Origin of the sequence: Mesorhizobium sp. B2-2-4, assembly GCF_006442375.1 — a bacterium.
In the GTDB taxonomy this organism is placed as follows: Bacteria; Pseudomonadota; Alphaproteobacteria; order Rhizobiales; family Rhizobiaceae; genus Mesorhizobium.
Genome location: NZ_VFWB01000006.1, coordinates 487,438 through 501,951 on the forward strand (window position 1 = coordinate 487,438; position 14,514 = coordinate 501,951).

A 14,514-nucleotide genomic window follows, 5' to 3' on the forward strand; every position below is an offset into this window, starting at 1 on the left:
GCGGCAAGCTACCGCAGGAGCTTTCAGACCATGCTTGACATCAAATGGATTCGCGACAACCCGAAGGCCCTTGTCGAGGCGCTGGTCAAGCGCTCGTGGTCGGTCGAGGAAGCGCAGTCCACCGTCGATGACCTGATCGCCAGGGACGAGGCGCGGCGCGAACATGTTACCGAGCTGCAGACCAAGCAGGAACGCCGCAACGCCGCCTCGAAAGAGATCGGCAATGCCATGCGTTCGGGCGATGCCGCCCTTGCCGAAAAACTGAAAGCCGAAGTCGGCGAGATAAAAACCTTCATCCAGAACGGCGAGGCGCGCGAGCGCGAGCTCGACAAGGCGCTGAACGACGCGCTGGCGGTGCTGCCCAATGTGCCGCTCGACGATGTGCCGGTCGGCAAGGACGAGCACGACAACGTGGTCAAGCATATCATCGGCAAGGTGCCGACCCGCCCGAACTGGGTGAAGGAGCATTTCGAGATCGGCGAAGCGCTCGGCATGATGGATTTCGAGCGCGCCGCGAAACTTTCCGGCTCGCGCTTCACCGTGCTGAAGAGCGGGCTGGCGCGGATGGAACGCGCGATCGGCCAGTTCATGCTCGACCTGCACACGACCGAGCATGGCTATGAGGAAGTCATCCCGCCGCTGATGGTCAAGGACGATGTTCTTTTCGGCACCAACCAGCTGCCGAAATTCGAGGAGGATCTGTTCTTCACCCCGCATGGGGACGGCAGGCTTGGCCTCATCCCCACCGCCGAAGTGCCGCTCACCAACCTCGTGCGCGAGGAGATCACCGCCCATGAGAAACTGCCGCTGCGCTACACCGCGCTGACGCCGTGCTTCCGCTCGGAGGCCGGCTCGGCAGGGCGCGACACGCGCGGCATGCTGCGCCAGCACCAGTTCTACAAGGTCGAGCTGGTGTCGATCACCGATCAGGAGTCCTCGCTCGCCGAGCATGAGCGGATGACCGAGTGTGCCGAGGAAGTGCTGAAGCGGCTCGAATTGCCGTTCCGCACCATGGTGCTGTGCACCGGGGACATGGGTTTTGGCGCGCGAAAAACCTATGACATCGAGGTGTGGCTGCCCGGCCAGAACGCCTATCGCGAAATCTCGTCCTGCTCTGTCTGCGGCGATTTCCAGGCCAGGCGCATGGAAGCCCGCTACAAGGACAAGGACGGCAAGGGCAACCGCTTCGTCCATACGCTGAACGGCTCAGGCACGGCTGTCGGGCGCGCACTTATCGCCGTCATCGAAAACTACCAGAACGAGGATGGCAGCGTAACCATTCCTGAAGTGCTGCGGCCTTATATGGGCGGGCTGGAAAAGATCGAATCGAAATAATGCGTATTCTCCTGACCAATGACGACGGCATTCATGCCGAGGGCCTGGCGTCGCTCGAGCGCGTCGCGCGCACATTGTCCGACGATGTCTGGGTGGTGGCGCCGGAGCAGGACCAGTCCGGCTATGCGCACTCGCTGTCGATCTCGGAGCCGCTGCGGCTGAGGAAAATCGGCGAGAAGCACTTTGCCGTGCGCGGCACGCCGACCGACTGCGTCATCATGGGCGTGAAGAAGATCCTGCCCGGCGCGCCCGACCTGATCCTGTCGGGCATCAATTCCGGCGCCAACATCGCTGACGACGTCACCTATTCGGGAACCGTCGCCGGCGCGATGGAGGGCGCGTTGCTCGGCATACGCTCGATCGCGCTCAGCCAGGGCTACAGCACTATCGGCGAGGACCGCGTCGTTCCCTACGAGACCACCGAGGCGCTGGCGCCGGCGCTGCTCAAGAAACTCGTCGCGACGCCGCTGCCGGACGGCGTGCTGCTCAACGTCAATTTTCCGAACTGCCTGCCTGAAGAGGTCGCCGGCACGGTGGTCACCTCGCAGGGCAAGCTCGTACACAGCCTGTGGGTCGAGGAACGCCGCGACGGGCGCGGGCTGCCGTACTACTGGCTGCGCTTCGGCCGCGAACCCGTCGAGGGCAAGCAGGGCACCGACCTTTTTGCGCTGCGCAATCGCCTGGTGTCGGTGACGCCGCTGCAGCTCGACCTCACCGCGCATGAGATTCGTGACCAGCTGAGCAAGGCCCTTGCATGAACCTGCCGATCGATGACCGAGAAGGATTTGCCGCCTTCCTGCTGCGCCTGCGCGGCAGGGGGACCGTGCCGAAGGCGCTGATCGCGGCCTTCGAGGCGACACCGCGGCGCGGCTTCCTGGCCGCCCAATTCCATTCCATCGCCTGGTCGGACCGCATGCTGCCGATCGAATGCGGCGAAGCGATCGAGGGCGCGGACATGCAGGCGGCGGTGATCGCCGCACTCGCCATCGAAGTCGGGAATCGCGTGCTCGAGATCGGTACCGGCTCCGGTTATACGGCAGCGGTGATGTCGCGCCTGTCAGGCCGGGTTGTCACCATCGACCGCTACAAGACGCTGGTCGAACAGGCGCGGCAGCGCTTCGAGGCGCTCGGCATCGGCAACGTCATCGCGCGCCAGGTGGATGGTTCCTCCGGTTTGGCCGCAGAAGGCCCGTTCGACCGGATCGTCGCCTGGGCCGCCTTCGACAGCCTGCCGCGTTTCCTGCTCGACCAGTTGTCGAGCGGCGGCATCGTGATCGCGCCGATCGGACCGGAGGAGGGCGAGCAGGTGCTGGCCAAGCTCACCAAGGTCGGCAGCCGTTTCGAGCGCGAGGATATCGGCCTCGTGCGCCTGCAGCCGGTATTGCGCAGCCTGGCGGCCGTTATCTAGGGATTGTCCATGTCAGCCGGCCTGCAACGGCGGCTGCGCGTGCCTCTATATGGGCAGTCTGGGCGGCCTCAAATATTTTAAGAAATTTTGCGTCTGATTCTAAGGGGTTAACCGACCAGTAACATTAACGCGCTTTAATCCTGTCCAGTTGGTGCAGAGTTTGTGCGGGTTAGTGCGATGCAACTCAGTGTTTTGAAGGCAAACAGTCGCAATTTGGCGCGGGGCTGCGCTGTTCTCATGATCGCGGGTGCCGCGGCTGGGTGCAGCTCGCAAGTGTCGCGGTTCAACGGCGTCGACGACGTCTTCACCTCCTCGACAAACAATCAGCGCGCCATCATCAACAAGCAGGATGCCGTGCAGCAGCCCTATCCGGGCGATGTCGCGGCCGCGCCGGTCGATGGCAGCCACACGCAGTCGGTCAGCCGCTCCAGCCTCGAACCGGTTTCGACCCGGCCGCTGCCGCCACCGGTCGCTCAGGCGCAGCCGGCTCCGGCGCTGGCACCCGCCGCCAATCCGGTGCGTGTTGCATCGGCGCCCGCTCTGGTGCGCCCGGCACCGCATGTCGACCGGACGACGACGACCGGCACGATTGCTCCCGCGGCCAAGCCCTTCAAGGATGCCCAGCCCGACGCCAAGGCAGCCGGCACGGCGCATGCCACCGAAATCGTCGTCAGGGACGGTGAAACGATCTCCGGGCTGGCGCAGCACTACAAGGTGCCGGCCGACGTGATCATGAAGGTCAACGGGCTGAGCGCGACCAAGGGGCTGAAGACCGGCCAGAAGATCATCATTCCGGCCTACGCCTATTCCAGCAAGGCCGAGCCCAGGGTTGCCGACGCCAAGCCAGCCAACGGCAAGCGCGACTTGCCGGCCACCGCGCCGGAAAAGGTCGCCGTGCTGCCGCAGCAGCCGAAGCTCAAGGAGGGCAAGTCAGCCGCGCAGGTCGATGCTTCGGCCGCGGCGAACAAGCCCAAAGACAGCAAGCCCGCGCCGCAAACGGCCGCCGCCGCGCCCAAGGCTGGCGCCGGCGCCTATACGGTGCAGTCGGGCGATACGCTTTCCTCGATCGCCAGGAAGACTGGCGTCGGGGTTGTCGCCATCAAGCAGGCGAACGGCATGCAGGACGGCTTGCTGAAGATCGGCCAGACGCTGAAGGTGCCGGCCGGCGGAACGGCCACGGTGGCCGCCGCAAAGCCTGCGGCGGTAGACCCGGTGACGACAGCCACGACGCAGCCGACGGCCAAGACGACGCCGTCGCAAACGCTGGCTTCCTACACGCCGCCGAAGAAAGACGCCAAGGTCATCCAGCAGGCCGAGGATGACGACGCTGTGGCGCCGGACGCCACCGGCATAGGCAAGATGCGCTGGCCGGTGCGCGGCCGCGTCATTTCCGGCTTCGGTTCCGGCAAGGACGGCGTCGACATCGCCGTGCCGGCAGGCACGCCGGTCAAGGCGGCCGAGAATGGCGTCGTCATCTATGCTGGCGACGGCCTCAAGGAATTCGGCAATACGGTGCTGGTGCGGCACGAGAATGGCCTGGTCACCGTCTACGGTCACGCCAGCTCGATCGAGGTCCAGCGCGGCCAGAAGGTCAAGCGCGGCCAGGAGATCGCGCTGTCGGGTATGAGCGGCACGACGGACTCGCCGAAGCTGCACTTCGAAGTGCGCAAGAACTCGGCCCCGGTCGATCCCTCCGGCTATCTCGAATAGTCGGGGCTATTTCGAATAGAATAAAAAAAGCGATTTGCGGGCCGCCTGACCTCCAGTCCGGCCCGCCGGCTCAGCCCGCCCCGCAAGGAGCGGGCTTTTTCAGTTGGTTGCTGGATGCACGTCGTTGTTTTCATGCATGTCTAACCAGGATCAAATTTTGAGTGACATGCTGAACCAAAGAGCAGCCCTCAACCGCGCTAATGGCGCGGGGACACATCACGCCAAATAGCTTTTGGGAGTCTAGACGTTTGCCATTGGCGGGCGCCTGAGCAGCGCCCGGAACCGTCGTGCGCACCACGTCTCCGGTGCCGCAGTCGCTCCCTTGGCGGGGATCGGCGCAAGAGCCGTATTGCGACTCGCGTTATCGAAAATGGTTTATCTGCATTTTAACTAATGTAGAGGAAAGTCATTCTCGACGCTCTGCAAGGAGAGTGGAATGATTGAATCTGTCGAAGAGGATGAACTTCCGTCCTCCAGCCCAACGCATCGCTGGCAATCGCATGTGCGAGCAACTGCTTTAATTGTTGCACCGGTCATTTCGATCGCAAGTGCCGTTCTGGCCGGTTATTTCTCCTATGCGGTAATCAATACCAAACCGCCCACAGACATGTCCAAGCTGGCCATTTCCATCCTGAAATCAGGTGATGCTTCACCAGAAATGCAGGCCTGGGCGACTGACGCACTAGGGATACAAACCGATATTCCGATGGTCCTGGGAAGCATAAAGCCTGTGCGGGAATGAACACGATATAGACAACCCGGCGTCCACGGACGGGGTCGGCCACGAAGTTTGTGACCGGCTCCTGCCCACCCGTTGTACCCCGCCTAGTCTCTCAACGGCTTGCCGAGCCGGCCAGCCAGGTCCTGCGTGAACTGCCAGGCGACGCGGCCCGAGCGGCTGCCGCGTGTCGTCGCCCATTCCAGCGCCTCGGCGCGCAACTGCCCGGGGTCGATGTCGAGCCCATGATGGTTGGCATAGCCGTTGACCATTTCGAGATATTCGTCCTGCGAACATTTGTGGAAGCCGAGCCACAAGCCGAAGCGATCGGAGAGCGAAACCTTCTCCTCGACCGCCTCGGACGGATTGATGGCGGTGGAGCGCTCATTGTCGATCATGTCTCGCGGCAGAAGATGGCGGCGGTTCGACGTGGCGTAGAAAATGACATTGGCCGGGCGGCCTTCGACGCCGCCTTCGAGTGCTGCCTTCAACGATTTGTAGGAGGTATCGTCATGGTCGAAGGAGAGGTCGTCGCAAAACAGGATGAAGCGGTAAGGCGCGGCCTTCAGCAGCGTCATCAGCTTCGGCAGCGTATCGATGTCCTCGCGATGGATCTCTATCAGCTTGAGCGGGCGGTCGAGTTTCGGCGAGGCGTTGATTGCGGCATGCACAGCCTTGACCAGCGACGATTTGCCCATGCCGCGCGCGCCCCACAAAAGCACGTTGTTGGCGGCATAGCCGGAGGCGAAGCGCTCTGTGTTGTCGACGAGGATGTCGCGCACGCGGTCGACGCCGCGGATCAGGCCGATGTCGACGCGGTTCACCTTGCGCACCGGCTCCAGATAACCCGGATCCGCCTGCCAGACGAAGCAATCGGCTCCGCCAAGGTCGGTTTCGGGCACAGGCGGCGGGGCGAGGCGGCTGACCGCCTCGATCAGGCGGTCGAGTTTCTGGTTCAATGCGTCGATGCTGGTATCGGTCATCTCAGGTCTTTTGCTCTGGTTCCGCGAGGGAAGGTGTGGCCGGGTTCGATCCCGACGGTTTCGAAACTCGCTGCAACCGTTTGTTACAGCGCGATCTTTTGCGAAAACCCGCTCGCGCTTTTCGCGGTCATGCTCTAACACGGGCGAACAGGCCGGAAAAGCAGCCGATTTGCCCGGCCACGCAGTTGCATTGGCAACTTTACCGACTATATTCCGGCCAAATTTCGCGGGGCTGCCAAATCCACTGAACCGTTTGGCGGCTGTTTTCAAAATTCAGGAGTACCTCGATGTTCGTGACACCGGCATATGCCCAAGGCATTGGGGCTTCTCCCGACATGTTCATCAGCATTTTGCCGTTCGTCCTGATCTTCGTGATCATGTATTTTCTCATCATCCGGCCGCAGCGCACGCAGCTGAAGAAGCGCGGCGAGATGCTGGCGGCCGTGCGCCGCGGCGACACGGTCGTCACCGGCGGCGGCTTCGTCGGCAAGGTGACCAAGGTGATCGACGACCATGAGCTCGAGATCGACCTCGGTGGCGGCACGAAGGTGACGGCGTTGCGCTCGACGATCGCCGACGTGCGCGTCAAGGGCGAGCCGGTGGCAAACCAGAACGCCAAGAAATAACCAAATTCCAGGCGGAGCGATCCGCGGACACGCTCTGACGGACGACGCTATATGCTTTATTTCTCGCGCTTCAAGATGATCCTGATCTGGCTGGCCGTGGCCGCCACAGTGGTCCTCGCCGCGCCCAATCTCATTCCCGCAAGCACGCTGGCGCAGCTTCCGAGCTGGGTGCCCAAGCGGCAGATGACGCTCGGCCTCGACCTGCAGGGCGGCTCGCACATCCTGCTCCAGATGGATCAGAACGATCTGGTGAAGGCGCAGCTGGAGACGACGCGTGACGAGATCCGGACACTGCTGCGCGAGGCCAAGATAGGCTATACCGGCCTGGCGGGCACGGGCAGGACCGTACAGGTCCGCATACAGGACCCGAACCAGCTCGATGCGGCCAAGACGGCACTGAAGCCGCTGACCGATCCGGTCGCCGCCAGCCTGTTCACCGGCGGCTCCGTCCAGGAGATGGCGCTGGATGATTCCGAGCCCGGCCTGCTCAAATTCACCGTCACCGACGCCGGCATAAAATATCGCACGTCGGCTGCGTTGGCACAGTCGATCGAAGTCGTCGAACGCCGCGTCAACGAACTCGGCACCACCGAACCGATCGTGCAGCGGCAGGGCGACGACCGCATTCTGGTGCAGGTGCCCGGTTTGCAGGACCCGCAAAGGCTGAAGGAAATCATCGGCCAGACCGCCAAGCTGACCTTCCAGATGGTGGACCAGTCTATGCCGGTGCAGGATGCGCTGAAGGGCCGTCCGCCGGCCGGTTCATCGATCCTCTATTCGCAGGACGATCCGCCGGTTCCCTACCTGATCGAAAACCGCGTCATCGTTTCCGGCGAAGACCTCTCCAAAGCGACCGCAACCTACAACTCGCAGACCAACGAGCCGGTGGTTTCCTTCACCTTCAACTCGCGCGGCGCGACACGGTTCGGGCAGGCGACATCGCAGAATGTCGGCAAGCTGTTCGCCATCATCCTCGACAACCAGGTGATTTCGGCACCGCAGATCCGCGAGCCGATCCTGGGCGGCAGCGGCCAGATCTCAGGCAATTTCACGGCCGAGAGCGCCAATGACCTCGCGGTCCTGCTGCGCGCAGGCGCGCTGCCGGCAAAGCTGACCGTGATCGAGGAGCGCACGGTGGGTCCGGGCCTCGGCCAAGATTCGATCCATGCCGGCAAGGTCGCCGGCATCATCGGCTCTATCCTTGTCGTCGCCTTCATGTTCGTCGCCTACGGCTTCCTCGGCTTCCTCGCCAACATCGCGCTGGCGGTGCACGTGGCGATGATCGTCGGACTGCTATCGCTGCTTGGCGCGACACTGACCTTGCCAGGCATTGCCGGTATCGTGCTGACCATCGGCATGGCCGTCGATTCCAACGTGCTGATTTATGAGCGCATCCGCGAGGAGCGGCGCGCCGGACGCTCGGTGATCCAGGCGATCGACACCGGCTTCTCGAAGGCGCTGGCGACGATCGTCGATTCCAACGTCACCTCGCTGATCGCGACCGTGGTGCTGTTCTATCTCGGAACGGGGCCGGTGAAGGGCTTTGCCATCACCTACGCCATCGGCATCCTGACCACGGTGTTCACCGCCTTCACCTTTACCCGGCTGCTGGTGTCCATCTGGCTGCGCCGCGCGCGCCCGAAGGAATTGCCGCGGGCGCCGGTAACCTTCATTCCGCCCGGCACGAAGATCCCGTTCATGGGCATCCGCCGCTGGACCTTCGCGCTGTCGAGCCTGCTGTCGGTCCTGTCGGTGGTGCTGTTCATGACCGTCGACATCAATTACGGCATCGATTTCAAGGGCGGATCGCTGATCGAGGTGAAGTCCAAGAGCGGCAATGCCGATCTTGCCGACATCAGAGCCAGGCTCTCGGAACTGAATATCGGCGAAGTGCAGGTGCAGCAGTTCGGCGAGCCGAATGACGTGCTGATCCGTGTCGGCACGCAGGACGGCGGCGAGAATGCCGAGCAGACCGTCATCGACAAGGTTCGTGGCGAGTTGCAGGACAATTACGATTTCCGCCGCGTCGAGGTGGTGGGACCGACCGTGTCAGGAGAACTGGCCAAGCAAGGCACGATCGCCATGCTGGTCGCGCTGGTGGGTATCCTGATCTATGTCTGGTTCCGCTTCGAATGGCAGTTCGCGGTCGGCGCCATCGTGGCGACGGTCCATGACGTGGTCATGACCATAGGCTTCTTCGTTATAACCGGGCTGGAGTTCAACCAATCGTCGCTGGCGGCGATCCTGACCATCATCGGCTACTCGCTGAACGACACGATCGTGGTCTATGACCGCGTTCGCGAGGATCTCAGGAAATACAAGAAGATGCCGCTGCCGCAGCTCCTCAACAACGCCATCAACGAGACGCTGTCGCGAACGACGCTGACCTCGGTGACGACGATCCTGGCGCTCCTGGCACTGGTGCTGTTCGGCGGCGAGGTGATCCGCTCGTTCACGATGGCAATGCTGTTCGGCGTCATCTTCGGCACCTATTCGTCGATCTTCATCGCCGCGCCGCTGCTGATCCTGTTCAAGCTGCGGCCGCAGGCCACGAGCTCGGACGAGGAAAAGCCGGTCGGCGGCGGCAAGGCGGTCGCGACCTGACGCGCGACCCGAAGGGCGGATCGGCAGGGATGGCCAAAGGCATCGTCATCCGCGAGGCGCATTTCCCCGGCCGCGCCCCTATCGAGGCGTATGGCAATGGCGGCTTCCGCTTCGCCGACATGTCGCATCGCGGTTCGCTTCTGTGCCTGCCGTCGGGTATCCATGGCTGGGAGCCGGCGGACCCATCTGCGCTGACGGTGGCGGATTTCGAACGGCTGCTGGCCCAGGCCGAGAAGATCGAAATCCTGCTGGTCGGCACGGGCAAGGATTTACGACCCTTGCCGGCGGGGCTTCGCGCCGCCTTGAAGACCGCGGGCATAGCCGCCGACCCGATGGCGACCGGTGCAGCGGTGCGGACATATAATGTCCTGCTCGCAGAGGATCGCGCGGTAGCCGCCGCGCTGATCGCCGTCGACTGACGTGGACCAAAAGGGCGAAATCGTCATGGGCGCCGTGCGCGCCGCCGACCATGACCGCTATCTCAGCGCGCTCTACGCGCCGACAGACAAGCGCGAAGCGCTGTTTTCGCTCTACGCCTTCAATGCCGAAATCGCGGGCATTCGGGATCGCATCCGCGAGGCCTTGCCGGGCGAGGTGCGGTTGCAATGGTGGCGCGATGTCATCGCAGCCGAAGGGTCCGAGACGGGCCATCCGATCGCGGATGTGCTGAAGGCCACGATTTCCAGGTACGGCCTGCCGAAACAGGCATTCGAGAATATGCTCGAGGCCCGGATCTTCGACCTCTATGACGACCCGATGCCGTCGCGAACCGATCTCGAAGGCTATTGCGGCGAAACGGCAGCCGCGCTTATTCAACTGGCGGCAATGGTGCTGGATCCAGGAGTGGCGCCACGTTTCGCCGAACTGGCCGGTAGGGCCGGTTGCGCGCAGGCGATTACGGGACTGTTGCTCCTGCTGCCGCTGCACCGCAGTCGCGGACAGTGTTTTGTTCCGGCCGATATCCTGGCCGCGGCGGGTTCGTCTCCGGAGGAATTCGTCACCGACGATGGTGGACCAGGTGCGCAGCGCGCCGTCGCCGCCATGATCGCGCTGGCGCGGGAGCATCTCTCGGCCTTCGAGAAAGGCGCATCGGATTTGCCGGCTTCACTGCGCCCGGCCTTTCTGCCGCTGGTCCTGTCGCGAGCCTACCTGACGAAAATGGAACGCGGTTCGCCGCTCGACGGCACGGTGCGACTCTCGACCATGCGCCGCCACTGGCTCATGCTGCGTCGCGCCATGGCGGGCTGGCCAGCAGTTTGACGTAAACGTCAATTGTGCTAAGGGATCGCTCAACCGGGAACTGTTGCCAAGACAACAGGCCGGCTGGAGGAGATGCCTGTCCATGAGCCTGCCCGTGCTGGTCGTGATCGTCGTATTCGGCATCGCGTTGTCGGTCGCCGCCGTTCATTTCACCGGCGGCAGCCGCAAGGCCAGGCTGGCCGATGCAGAGCAGGCGCGAGAGCGTTTTGCCGAGGATTTTCCGGATGAACCGGCGGCCGCCATCTACCTCATATCCGATGGCCGAACCGCGTTCCTGGAACTCGGGCGAGGGCGCCTTGGCATCGTCCATGCCATCGGAGATCGTTTCCTGACGCGTATCATCACGCCGCGCGATGTATTGGCGCGGAGTGACGATGGTGCCGGGACGATTGCGCTGCGCCTTGCCGATTTCACCTGGAAAGGCGGTCACTTCACCTTCGCTAACGCTGCCGACGCGCACGCTGTGCTAAGAGTTCTTCAGCCGCAGCATCCTAGTTCGACCAAGGAGGCCGCGTGATGGGCGATTACAATTTCCCGCAGGTTACCCAGCTCGCCATCCCGTTCTTCGTTGCCGCCATCCTGATCGAGCTGTGGCTGGTGCGCACCGGCCGGGCCAAGGGCTCGTTCGAGACGCACGACACGCTGACCAGCCTGATGATGGGCACCGGCAATGTCGTCGCCGGGCTGCTACTGGGCGTCGTCTCCTACTGGGCGCTGCTGTGGCTCTGGCAGTGCCGTTTCTTCAACCTCGGCCTGTCGATCTGGCTGTTCCTGGCGGCCTTCCTGCTCGATGATTTGCGCTATTACATCTACCACCGCATCGCGCATCGGGTGCGCTGGGTGTGGGCCGAGCACGTCAACCACCATTCCAGCCAGCATTACAATCTGTCGACGGCACTCAGGCAGAGCTGGACGGGCCTGTTCACCTTCATGTTCGTGCTGCAGGCGCCGCTGGTGCTGCTCGGCTTCCATCCGGCGGTGATTGCCTTCACCTTCGGCTTCAACCTTATCTGGCAGTTCTGGATCCACACCGAGACGATCGGCAAGATGTGGGGCTGGTTCGAATTCGTCTTCAACACGCCCTCGCACCACCGCGTCCACCACGCCACCAATCCGCGCTACCTTGACGCCAACTACGCCGGCACGTTGATCATCTGGGACCGCATGTTCGGCACCTTCGTCGAGGAGTTGGAAGAGGACCGCCCGCGCTACGGCATCGTGAAAAATCTTGGCACCTTCAATCCGCTGAAAGTGGCTTTCCACGAATGGATCGGCATGTTCAGGGATGCCTTCGCACCTGATCTGACCCTGAGCGACCGCCTGAACTACCTGATCAAGCCGCCCGGCTGGAGCCATGACGGCTCGCGCGAAACCTCCGAGAGCCTGAAAGCAGCCTATGTCAGGCGAAATCCGGGTGAGGCCGGCAAGCCGGGGCTGCGGCCGGCGCGTGCCGAGCCGGCCGAGTAGCTATTTCGTAGCCCTTTCTAGGAAAGGCCACTCGATCCGCCATCTCGCATCAATGTCTCGTAGTCGCGGCCACTGTAGAAGATGTTGACGATGCGAATGATGTCGCTCTCGATTATATAGGCTATGACGGCGGAGTGCTCGAACGGAACGGTTCGCAGTCCCGGCACGATGTCGTCGCGCAGGCGACCGCCACGAGCTGCGTTGCCGATGTTTTGACAACGGTCTTCAATTCGAAGCACGAATCTCAGCGCCGCGTTGGGGCTTCCGCCCGACTCAACTATGTATCTGAAAATGTTGGTAAGATCGTCTCTGGCACTTTCGCGATACTCGACCTCAAGCCGCCGAATCATCAATGCGGCTCGAATATTGCTCAGCGAATTTCTTAAGCTGGTCGCGAACCTCTTTTCCGGAAAGGTTCGGCCTTGTGTCCTCAATCGAAGATTTTACCCGCGCCCGGATCGACGCCATGCGTTCGGCATGCTCGTCCTCTTCGCGCTGGAAAGCGCGAAGTGCTGCGCGAATGACTTCGCTCGCCGAGCCGAAGGAACCGTCCTCGACTTTTTCGCGGATCATGCGCGCCATGGCGGGCGTGACGGTGACGGACAGTTTCTCGGCTGGTTCCATGCAATGACTCCCACTAGGCGAGTGGGATAGTATCCTACTTCCGCGGCAAGCCAATCTGAAAGGCTATTCCGCCGCTTGAGCTTGCGCCGGCAGCCCCAGCCATTGCCGGCAATCACCCAGCGCACGCGACGTGATCGCGTGCCTTTTGGCGACCGTCTTGTCCTTGCCGCGCAGGCGCTTGCCTTCGATCTTCACCGCCTCGACAGGCGGGAACAGGCCGAAATTGACGTTCATCGGCTGGAAAGAGCGCTTTCCCGGCTCGTCGTCTGAAACAATGTGTCCGCCGGTGATGTGGTTGAGCAGCGCTCCGAACGCCGTGGTGAGTGGCGGCAGCGACGGCGCGTGGCCGAGCCGCTCGGCAGCGGCGAAGCGGCCGGCGAGCAGGCCGATGGCGGCGCTTTCAACATAGCCTTCGCAACCGGTGATCTGGCCGGCGAAACGCAGGCCCGGGCGCGACTTCAGCTGCAGCGAGGCGTCGAGCAAGGTCGGCGAGTTGATGTAGGTGTTGCGATGCAGGCCGCCGAGGCGGGCGAATTCGGCGTTCTCCAGACCAGGAATCGTGCGGAAAATGCGCACCTGCTCGGCGTGCTTCAATTTGGTCTGAAAGCCGACCATGTTGTAGAGTGTGCCCAGCGCATTGTCCTGCCGCAGTTGCACGACGGCGTAGGCCTTGACGGTTGGATTGTGCGCATTGGTCAGGCCCATCGGCTTCATCGGCCCGTAGCGCAGCGTCTCGACGCCACGCTCGGCCATGATCTCGATCGGCAGGCAGCCGTCGAAATAGGGCGTGCCTTCCCATTGCTTGAATTCTGTTTTCTGGCCGTCCACCAGTGCCTGCACGAAGGCAAGATACTGGTCCTTGTCCATGGGGCAGTTGATGTAGTCCTTGCCGGTGCCGCCGGGCCCGACCTTGTCGTAGCGCGACTGGAACCAGCAGGTGTCCATGTCGATCGTGTCGAAAGGGATGATCGGCGCGATCGCATCGAAGAAGGCGAGCGCATCGGCGCCCGTCGCTTCGGCAATCGACTGTGCGAGCGAGGGCGCGGTCAGCGGGCCGGTGGCGATGATGGCCTGATCCCATTCGACCGGCGGCAAGCCGGGTACCTCCTCGCGCTGGATGGAGATCAGCGGATGTGCCTCGATCCTGGCCGTCACCGCGTCGGAAAATCCGTCGCGGTCCACGGCCAGCGCCCCGCCGGCCGGCACCTGGTTGGCGTCGCCGGCGCTCATGATCAGCGAGCCGGCCAGCCGCATTTCGGCATGCAAAAGACCGACGGCGTTGTTCTCGGCGTCGTCGGAGCGGAAAGAATTGGAGCAAACGAGTTCGGCCAAGCCGTCGGTCTTGTGCGCCTCTGTGCCGCGAACGGGCCGCATTTCGTGCAGCACAACGGGAACGCCGGCTTGGGCTGCCTGCCATGCTGCTTCGGATCCGGCGAGGCCACCGCCGATGATGTGAATAGGTTTTTTGCTCATGAGCGCCGGAATAATCGCTTGGCGGGACGATTGCAATTGCCGCACCTGGAACTGTCGTAAGCAGATGAGTTGTCCGGATTAGGTAGCACGTGAGTTGTCCGGTTTTATCGCCAGCGGATGGAGGCTGGGGATGAAGCGGACAGCATGGCTACAGGACCGGAGAATGCAAAAGTTTCGGGACGTATTGAGCCGCTGGAATGGTGGCGATCTTTCGATGATGGAGGCAGGGGAGTTGCTTGGCATGTCGGAGCGGCAATTCCGACGCTACCGCGACCGGTACGAAGAGGCTGGGGAAGCAGGGTTGCT

General features: G+C 62.8%; 15 protein-coding genes. 11 read left to right on the forward strand and 4 right to left on the reverse strand.

The window, feature by feature from the left end; genetic code table 11:
* Positions 1 to 30 precede the first annotated feature (30 nt).
* From serS to FJ959_RS18505, 5 genes are all read left to right on the forward strand, one after another.
* Entirely contained in the window at positions 31 to 1,335 is a 1,305-nt protein-coding gene (serS, locus tag FJ959_RS18485; protein ID WP_140623383.1) for a serine--tRNA ligase, read from the forward strand.
* On the forward strand, positions 1,335 to 2,093 hold the full coding sequence (gene surE / locus FJ959_RS18490; RefSeq protein WP_140495768.1) for a 5'/3'-nucleotidase SurE: 759 nt from the start codon (positions 1,335 to 1,337) through the stop codon (positions 2,091 to 2,093). The genes serS and surE overlap by 1 nt, the downstream gene beginning before the upstream one ends.
* Positions 2,090 to 2,743, forward strand: coding sequence for a protein-L-isoaspartate(D-aspartate) O-methyltransferase (locus FJ959_RS18495; RefSeq protein ID WP_140495769.1), 654 nt, complete (start codon positions 2,090 to 2,092; stop codon positions 2,741 to 2,743). The genes surE and FJ959_RS18495 overlap by 4 nt, the downstream gene beginning before the upstream one ends.
* Positions 2,744 to 2,920: 177 nt before the next feature.
* On the forward strand, positions 2,921 to 4,453 hold the full coding sequence (locus tag FJ959_RS18500) for a LysM peptidoglycan-binding domain-containing M23 family metallopeptidase (RefSeq protein WP_140631332.1): 1,533 nt from the start codon (positions 2,921 to 2,923) through the stop codon (positions 4,451 to 4,453).
* Positions 4,454 to 4,889: 436 nt separating this feature from the next.
* On the forward strand, positions 4,890 to 5,195 hold the full coding sequence (locus tag FJ959_RS18505) for a hypothetical protein (protein WP_140631335.1): 306 nt from the start codon (positions 4,890 to 4,892) through the stop codon (positions 5,193 to 5,195).
* Between the two features lie 83 nt (positions 5,196 to 5,278).
* Here FJ959_RS18505 and FJ959_RS18510 read toward each other — a convergent pair whose 3' ends face one another.
* Positions 5,279 to 6,154, reverse strand: coding sequence for an ATP-binding protein (locus tag FJ959_RS18510; RefSeq protein ID WP_140631338.1), 876 nt, complete (start codon positions 6,152 to 6,154; stop codon positions 5,279 to 5,281).
* Between the two features lie 287 nt (positions 6,155 to 6,441).
* Here FJ959_RS18510 and yajC point away from each other — a divergent pair, with 287 nt between their 5' ends.
* From yajC to FJ959_RS18540, 6 genes are all read left to right on the forward strand, one after another.
* Positions 6,442 to 6,780, forward strand: a complete 339-nt coding sequence (yajC, locus tag FJ959_RS18515; RefSeq protein WP_140495773.1) for a preprotein translocase subunit YajC — start codon at positions 6,442 to 6,444, stop codon at positions 6,778 to 6,780.
* Between the two features lie 51 nt (positions 6,781 to 6,831).
* Positions 6,832 to 9,384: a protein translocase subunit SecDF gene (gene secDF / locus FJ959_RS18520; protein ID WP_140495775.1), complete on the forward strand. Its 2,553-nt coding sequence runs from the start codon at positions 6,832 to 6,834 to the stop codon at positions 9,382 to 9,384.
* 29 nt (positions 9,385 to 9,413) lie between these two features.
* Positions 9,414 to 9,803, forward strand: coding sequence for an Mth938-like domain-containing protein (locus FJ959_RS18525; protein WP_140495776.1), 390 nt, complete (start codon positions 9,414 to 9,416; stop codon positions 9,801 to 9,803).
* Positions 9,804 to 9,828: 25 nt separating this feature from the next.
* Positions 9,829 to 10,644, forward strand: a complete 816-nt coding sequence (locus tag FJ959_RS18530; protein ID WP_140631341.1) for a phytoene/squalene synthase family protein — start codon at positions 9,829 to 9,831, stop codon at positions 10,642 to 10,644.
* An 82-nt stretch (positions 10,645 to 10,726) separates the two neighbouring features.
* Positions 10,727 to 11,161, forward strand: coding sequence for a type II secretion system protein (locus FJ959_RS18535; RefSeq protein ID WP_140631344.1), 435 nt, complete (start codon positions 10,727 to 10,729; stop codon positions 11,159 to 11,161).
* On the forward strand, positions 11,161 to 12,111 hold the full coding sequence (locus FJ959_RS18540) for a sterol desaturase family protein (protein WP_181172037.1): 951 nt from the start codon (positions 11,161 to 11,163) through the stop codon (positions 12,109 to 12,111). Before FJ959_RS18535 ends, FJ959_RS18540 begins: the two co-directional genes overlap by 1 nt.
* 17 nt (positions 12,112 to 12,128) lie before the next feature.
* Here FJ959_RS18540 and FJ959_RS18545 read toward each other — a convergent pair whose 3' ends face one another.
* From FJ959_RS18545 to trmFO, 3 genes are all read right to left on the reverse strand, one after another.
* A complete protein-coding gene (locus FJ959_RS18545; protein ID WP_181172036.1) occupies positions 12,129 to 12,461 on the reverse strand; it encodes a type II toxin-antitoxin system RelE/ParE family toxin in 333 nt (110 codons plus the stop codon).
* Positions 12,445 to 12,735: a type II toxin-antitoxin system ParD family antitoxin gene (locus tag FJ959_RS18550; RefSeq protein ID WP_140517110.1), complete on the reverse strand. Its 291-nt coding sequence runs from the start codon at positions 12,733 to 12,735 to the stop codon at positions 12,445 to 12,447. The genes FJ959_RS18545 and FJ959_RS18550 overlap by 17 nt, the downstream gene beginning before the upstream one ends.
* Positions 12,736 to 12,798: 63 nt before the next feature.
* Positions 12,799 to 14,208 (reverse strand): methylenetetrahydrofolate--tRNA-(uracil(54)-C(5))-methyltransferase (FADH(2)-oxidizing) TrmFO, encoded by a 1,410-nt coding sequence (trmFO, locus tag FJ959_RS18555; RefSeq protein WP_140631350.1) that lies wholly within the window; start codon positions 14,206 to 14,208, stop codon positions 12,799 to 12,801.
* Positions 14,209 to 14,514: the final 306 nt, after the last annotated feature.

Coding starts and splice junctions, on each gene's coding strand:
- FJ959_RS18530 (WP_140631341.1), top strand. CDS start 9,829: ATGGGCGCCGTGCGCGCCGCCGACCATGACCGCTATCTCAGCGCGCTC.
- FJ959_RS18525 (WP_140495776.1), top strand. CDS start 9,414: ATGGCCAAAGGCATCGTCATCCGCGAGGCGCATTTCCCCGGCCGCGCC.
- FJ959_RS18545 (WP_181172036.1), bottom strand. CDS start 12,461: ATGATTCGGCGGCTTGAGGTCGAGTATCGCGAAAGTGCCAGAGACGAT.
- FJ959_RS18500 (WP_140631332.1), top strand. CDS start 2,921: ATGCAACTCAGTGTTTTGAAGGCAAACAGTCGCAATTTGGCGCGGGGC.
- FJ959_RS18550 (WP_140517110.1), bottom strand. CDS start 12,735: ATGGAACCAGCCGAGAAACTGTCCGTCACCGTCACGCCCGCCATGGCG.
- trmFO (WP_140631350.1), bottom strand. CDS start 14,208: ATGAGCAAAAAACCTATTCACATCATCGGCGGTGGCCTCGCCGGATCC.
- FJ959_RS18510 (WP_140631338.1), bottom strand. CDS start 6,154: ATGACCGATACCAGCATCGACGCATTGAACCAGAAACTCGACCGCCTG.
- FJ959_RS18535 (WP_140631344.1), top strand. CDS start 10,727: ATGAGCCTGCCCGTGCTGGTCGTGATCGTCGTATTCGGCATCGCGTTG.
- FJ959_RS18540 (WP_181172037.1), top strand. CDS start 11,161: ATGGGCGATTACAATTTCCCGCAGGTTACCCAGCTCGCCATCCCGTTC.
- FJ959_RS18505 (WP_140631335.1), top strand. CDS start 4,890: ATGATTGAATCTGTCGAAGAGGATGAACTTCCGTCCTCCAGCCCAACG.
- serS (WP_140623383.1), top strand. CDS start 31: ATGCTTGACATCAAATGGATTCGCGACAACCCGAAGGCCCTTGTCGAG.
- FJ959_RS18495 (WP_140495769.1), top strand. CDS start 2,090: ATGAACCTGCCGATCGATGACCGAGAAGGATTTGCCGCCTTCCTGCTG.
- surE (WP_140495768.1), top strand. CDS start 1,335: ATGCGTATTCTCCTGACCAATGACGACGGCATTCATGCCGAGGGCCTG.
- yajC (WP_140495773.1), top strand. CDS start 6,442: ATGTTCGTGACACCGGCATATGCCCAAGGCATTGGGGCTTCTCCCGAC.
- secDF (WP_140495775.1), top strand. CDS start 6,832: ATGCTTTATTTCTCGCGCTTCAAGATGATCCTGATCTGGCTGGCCGTG.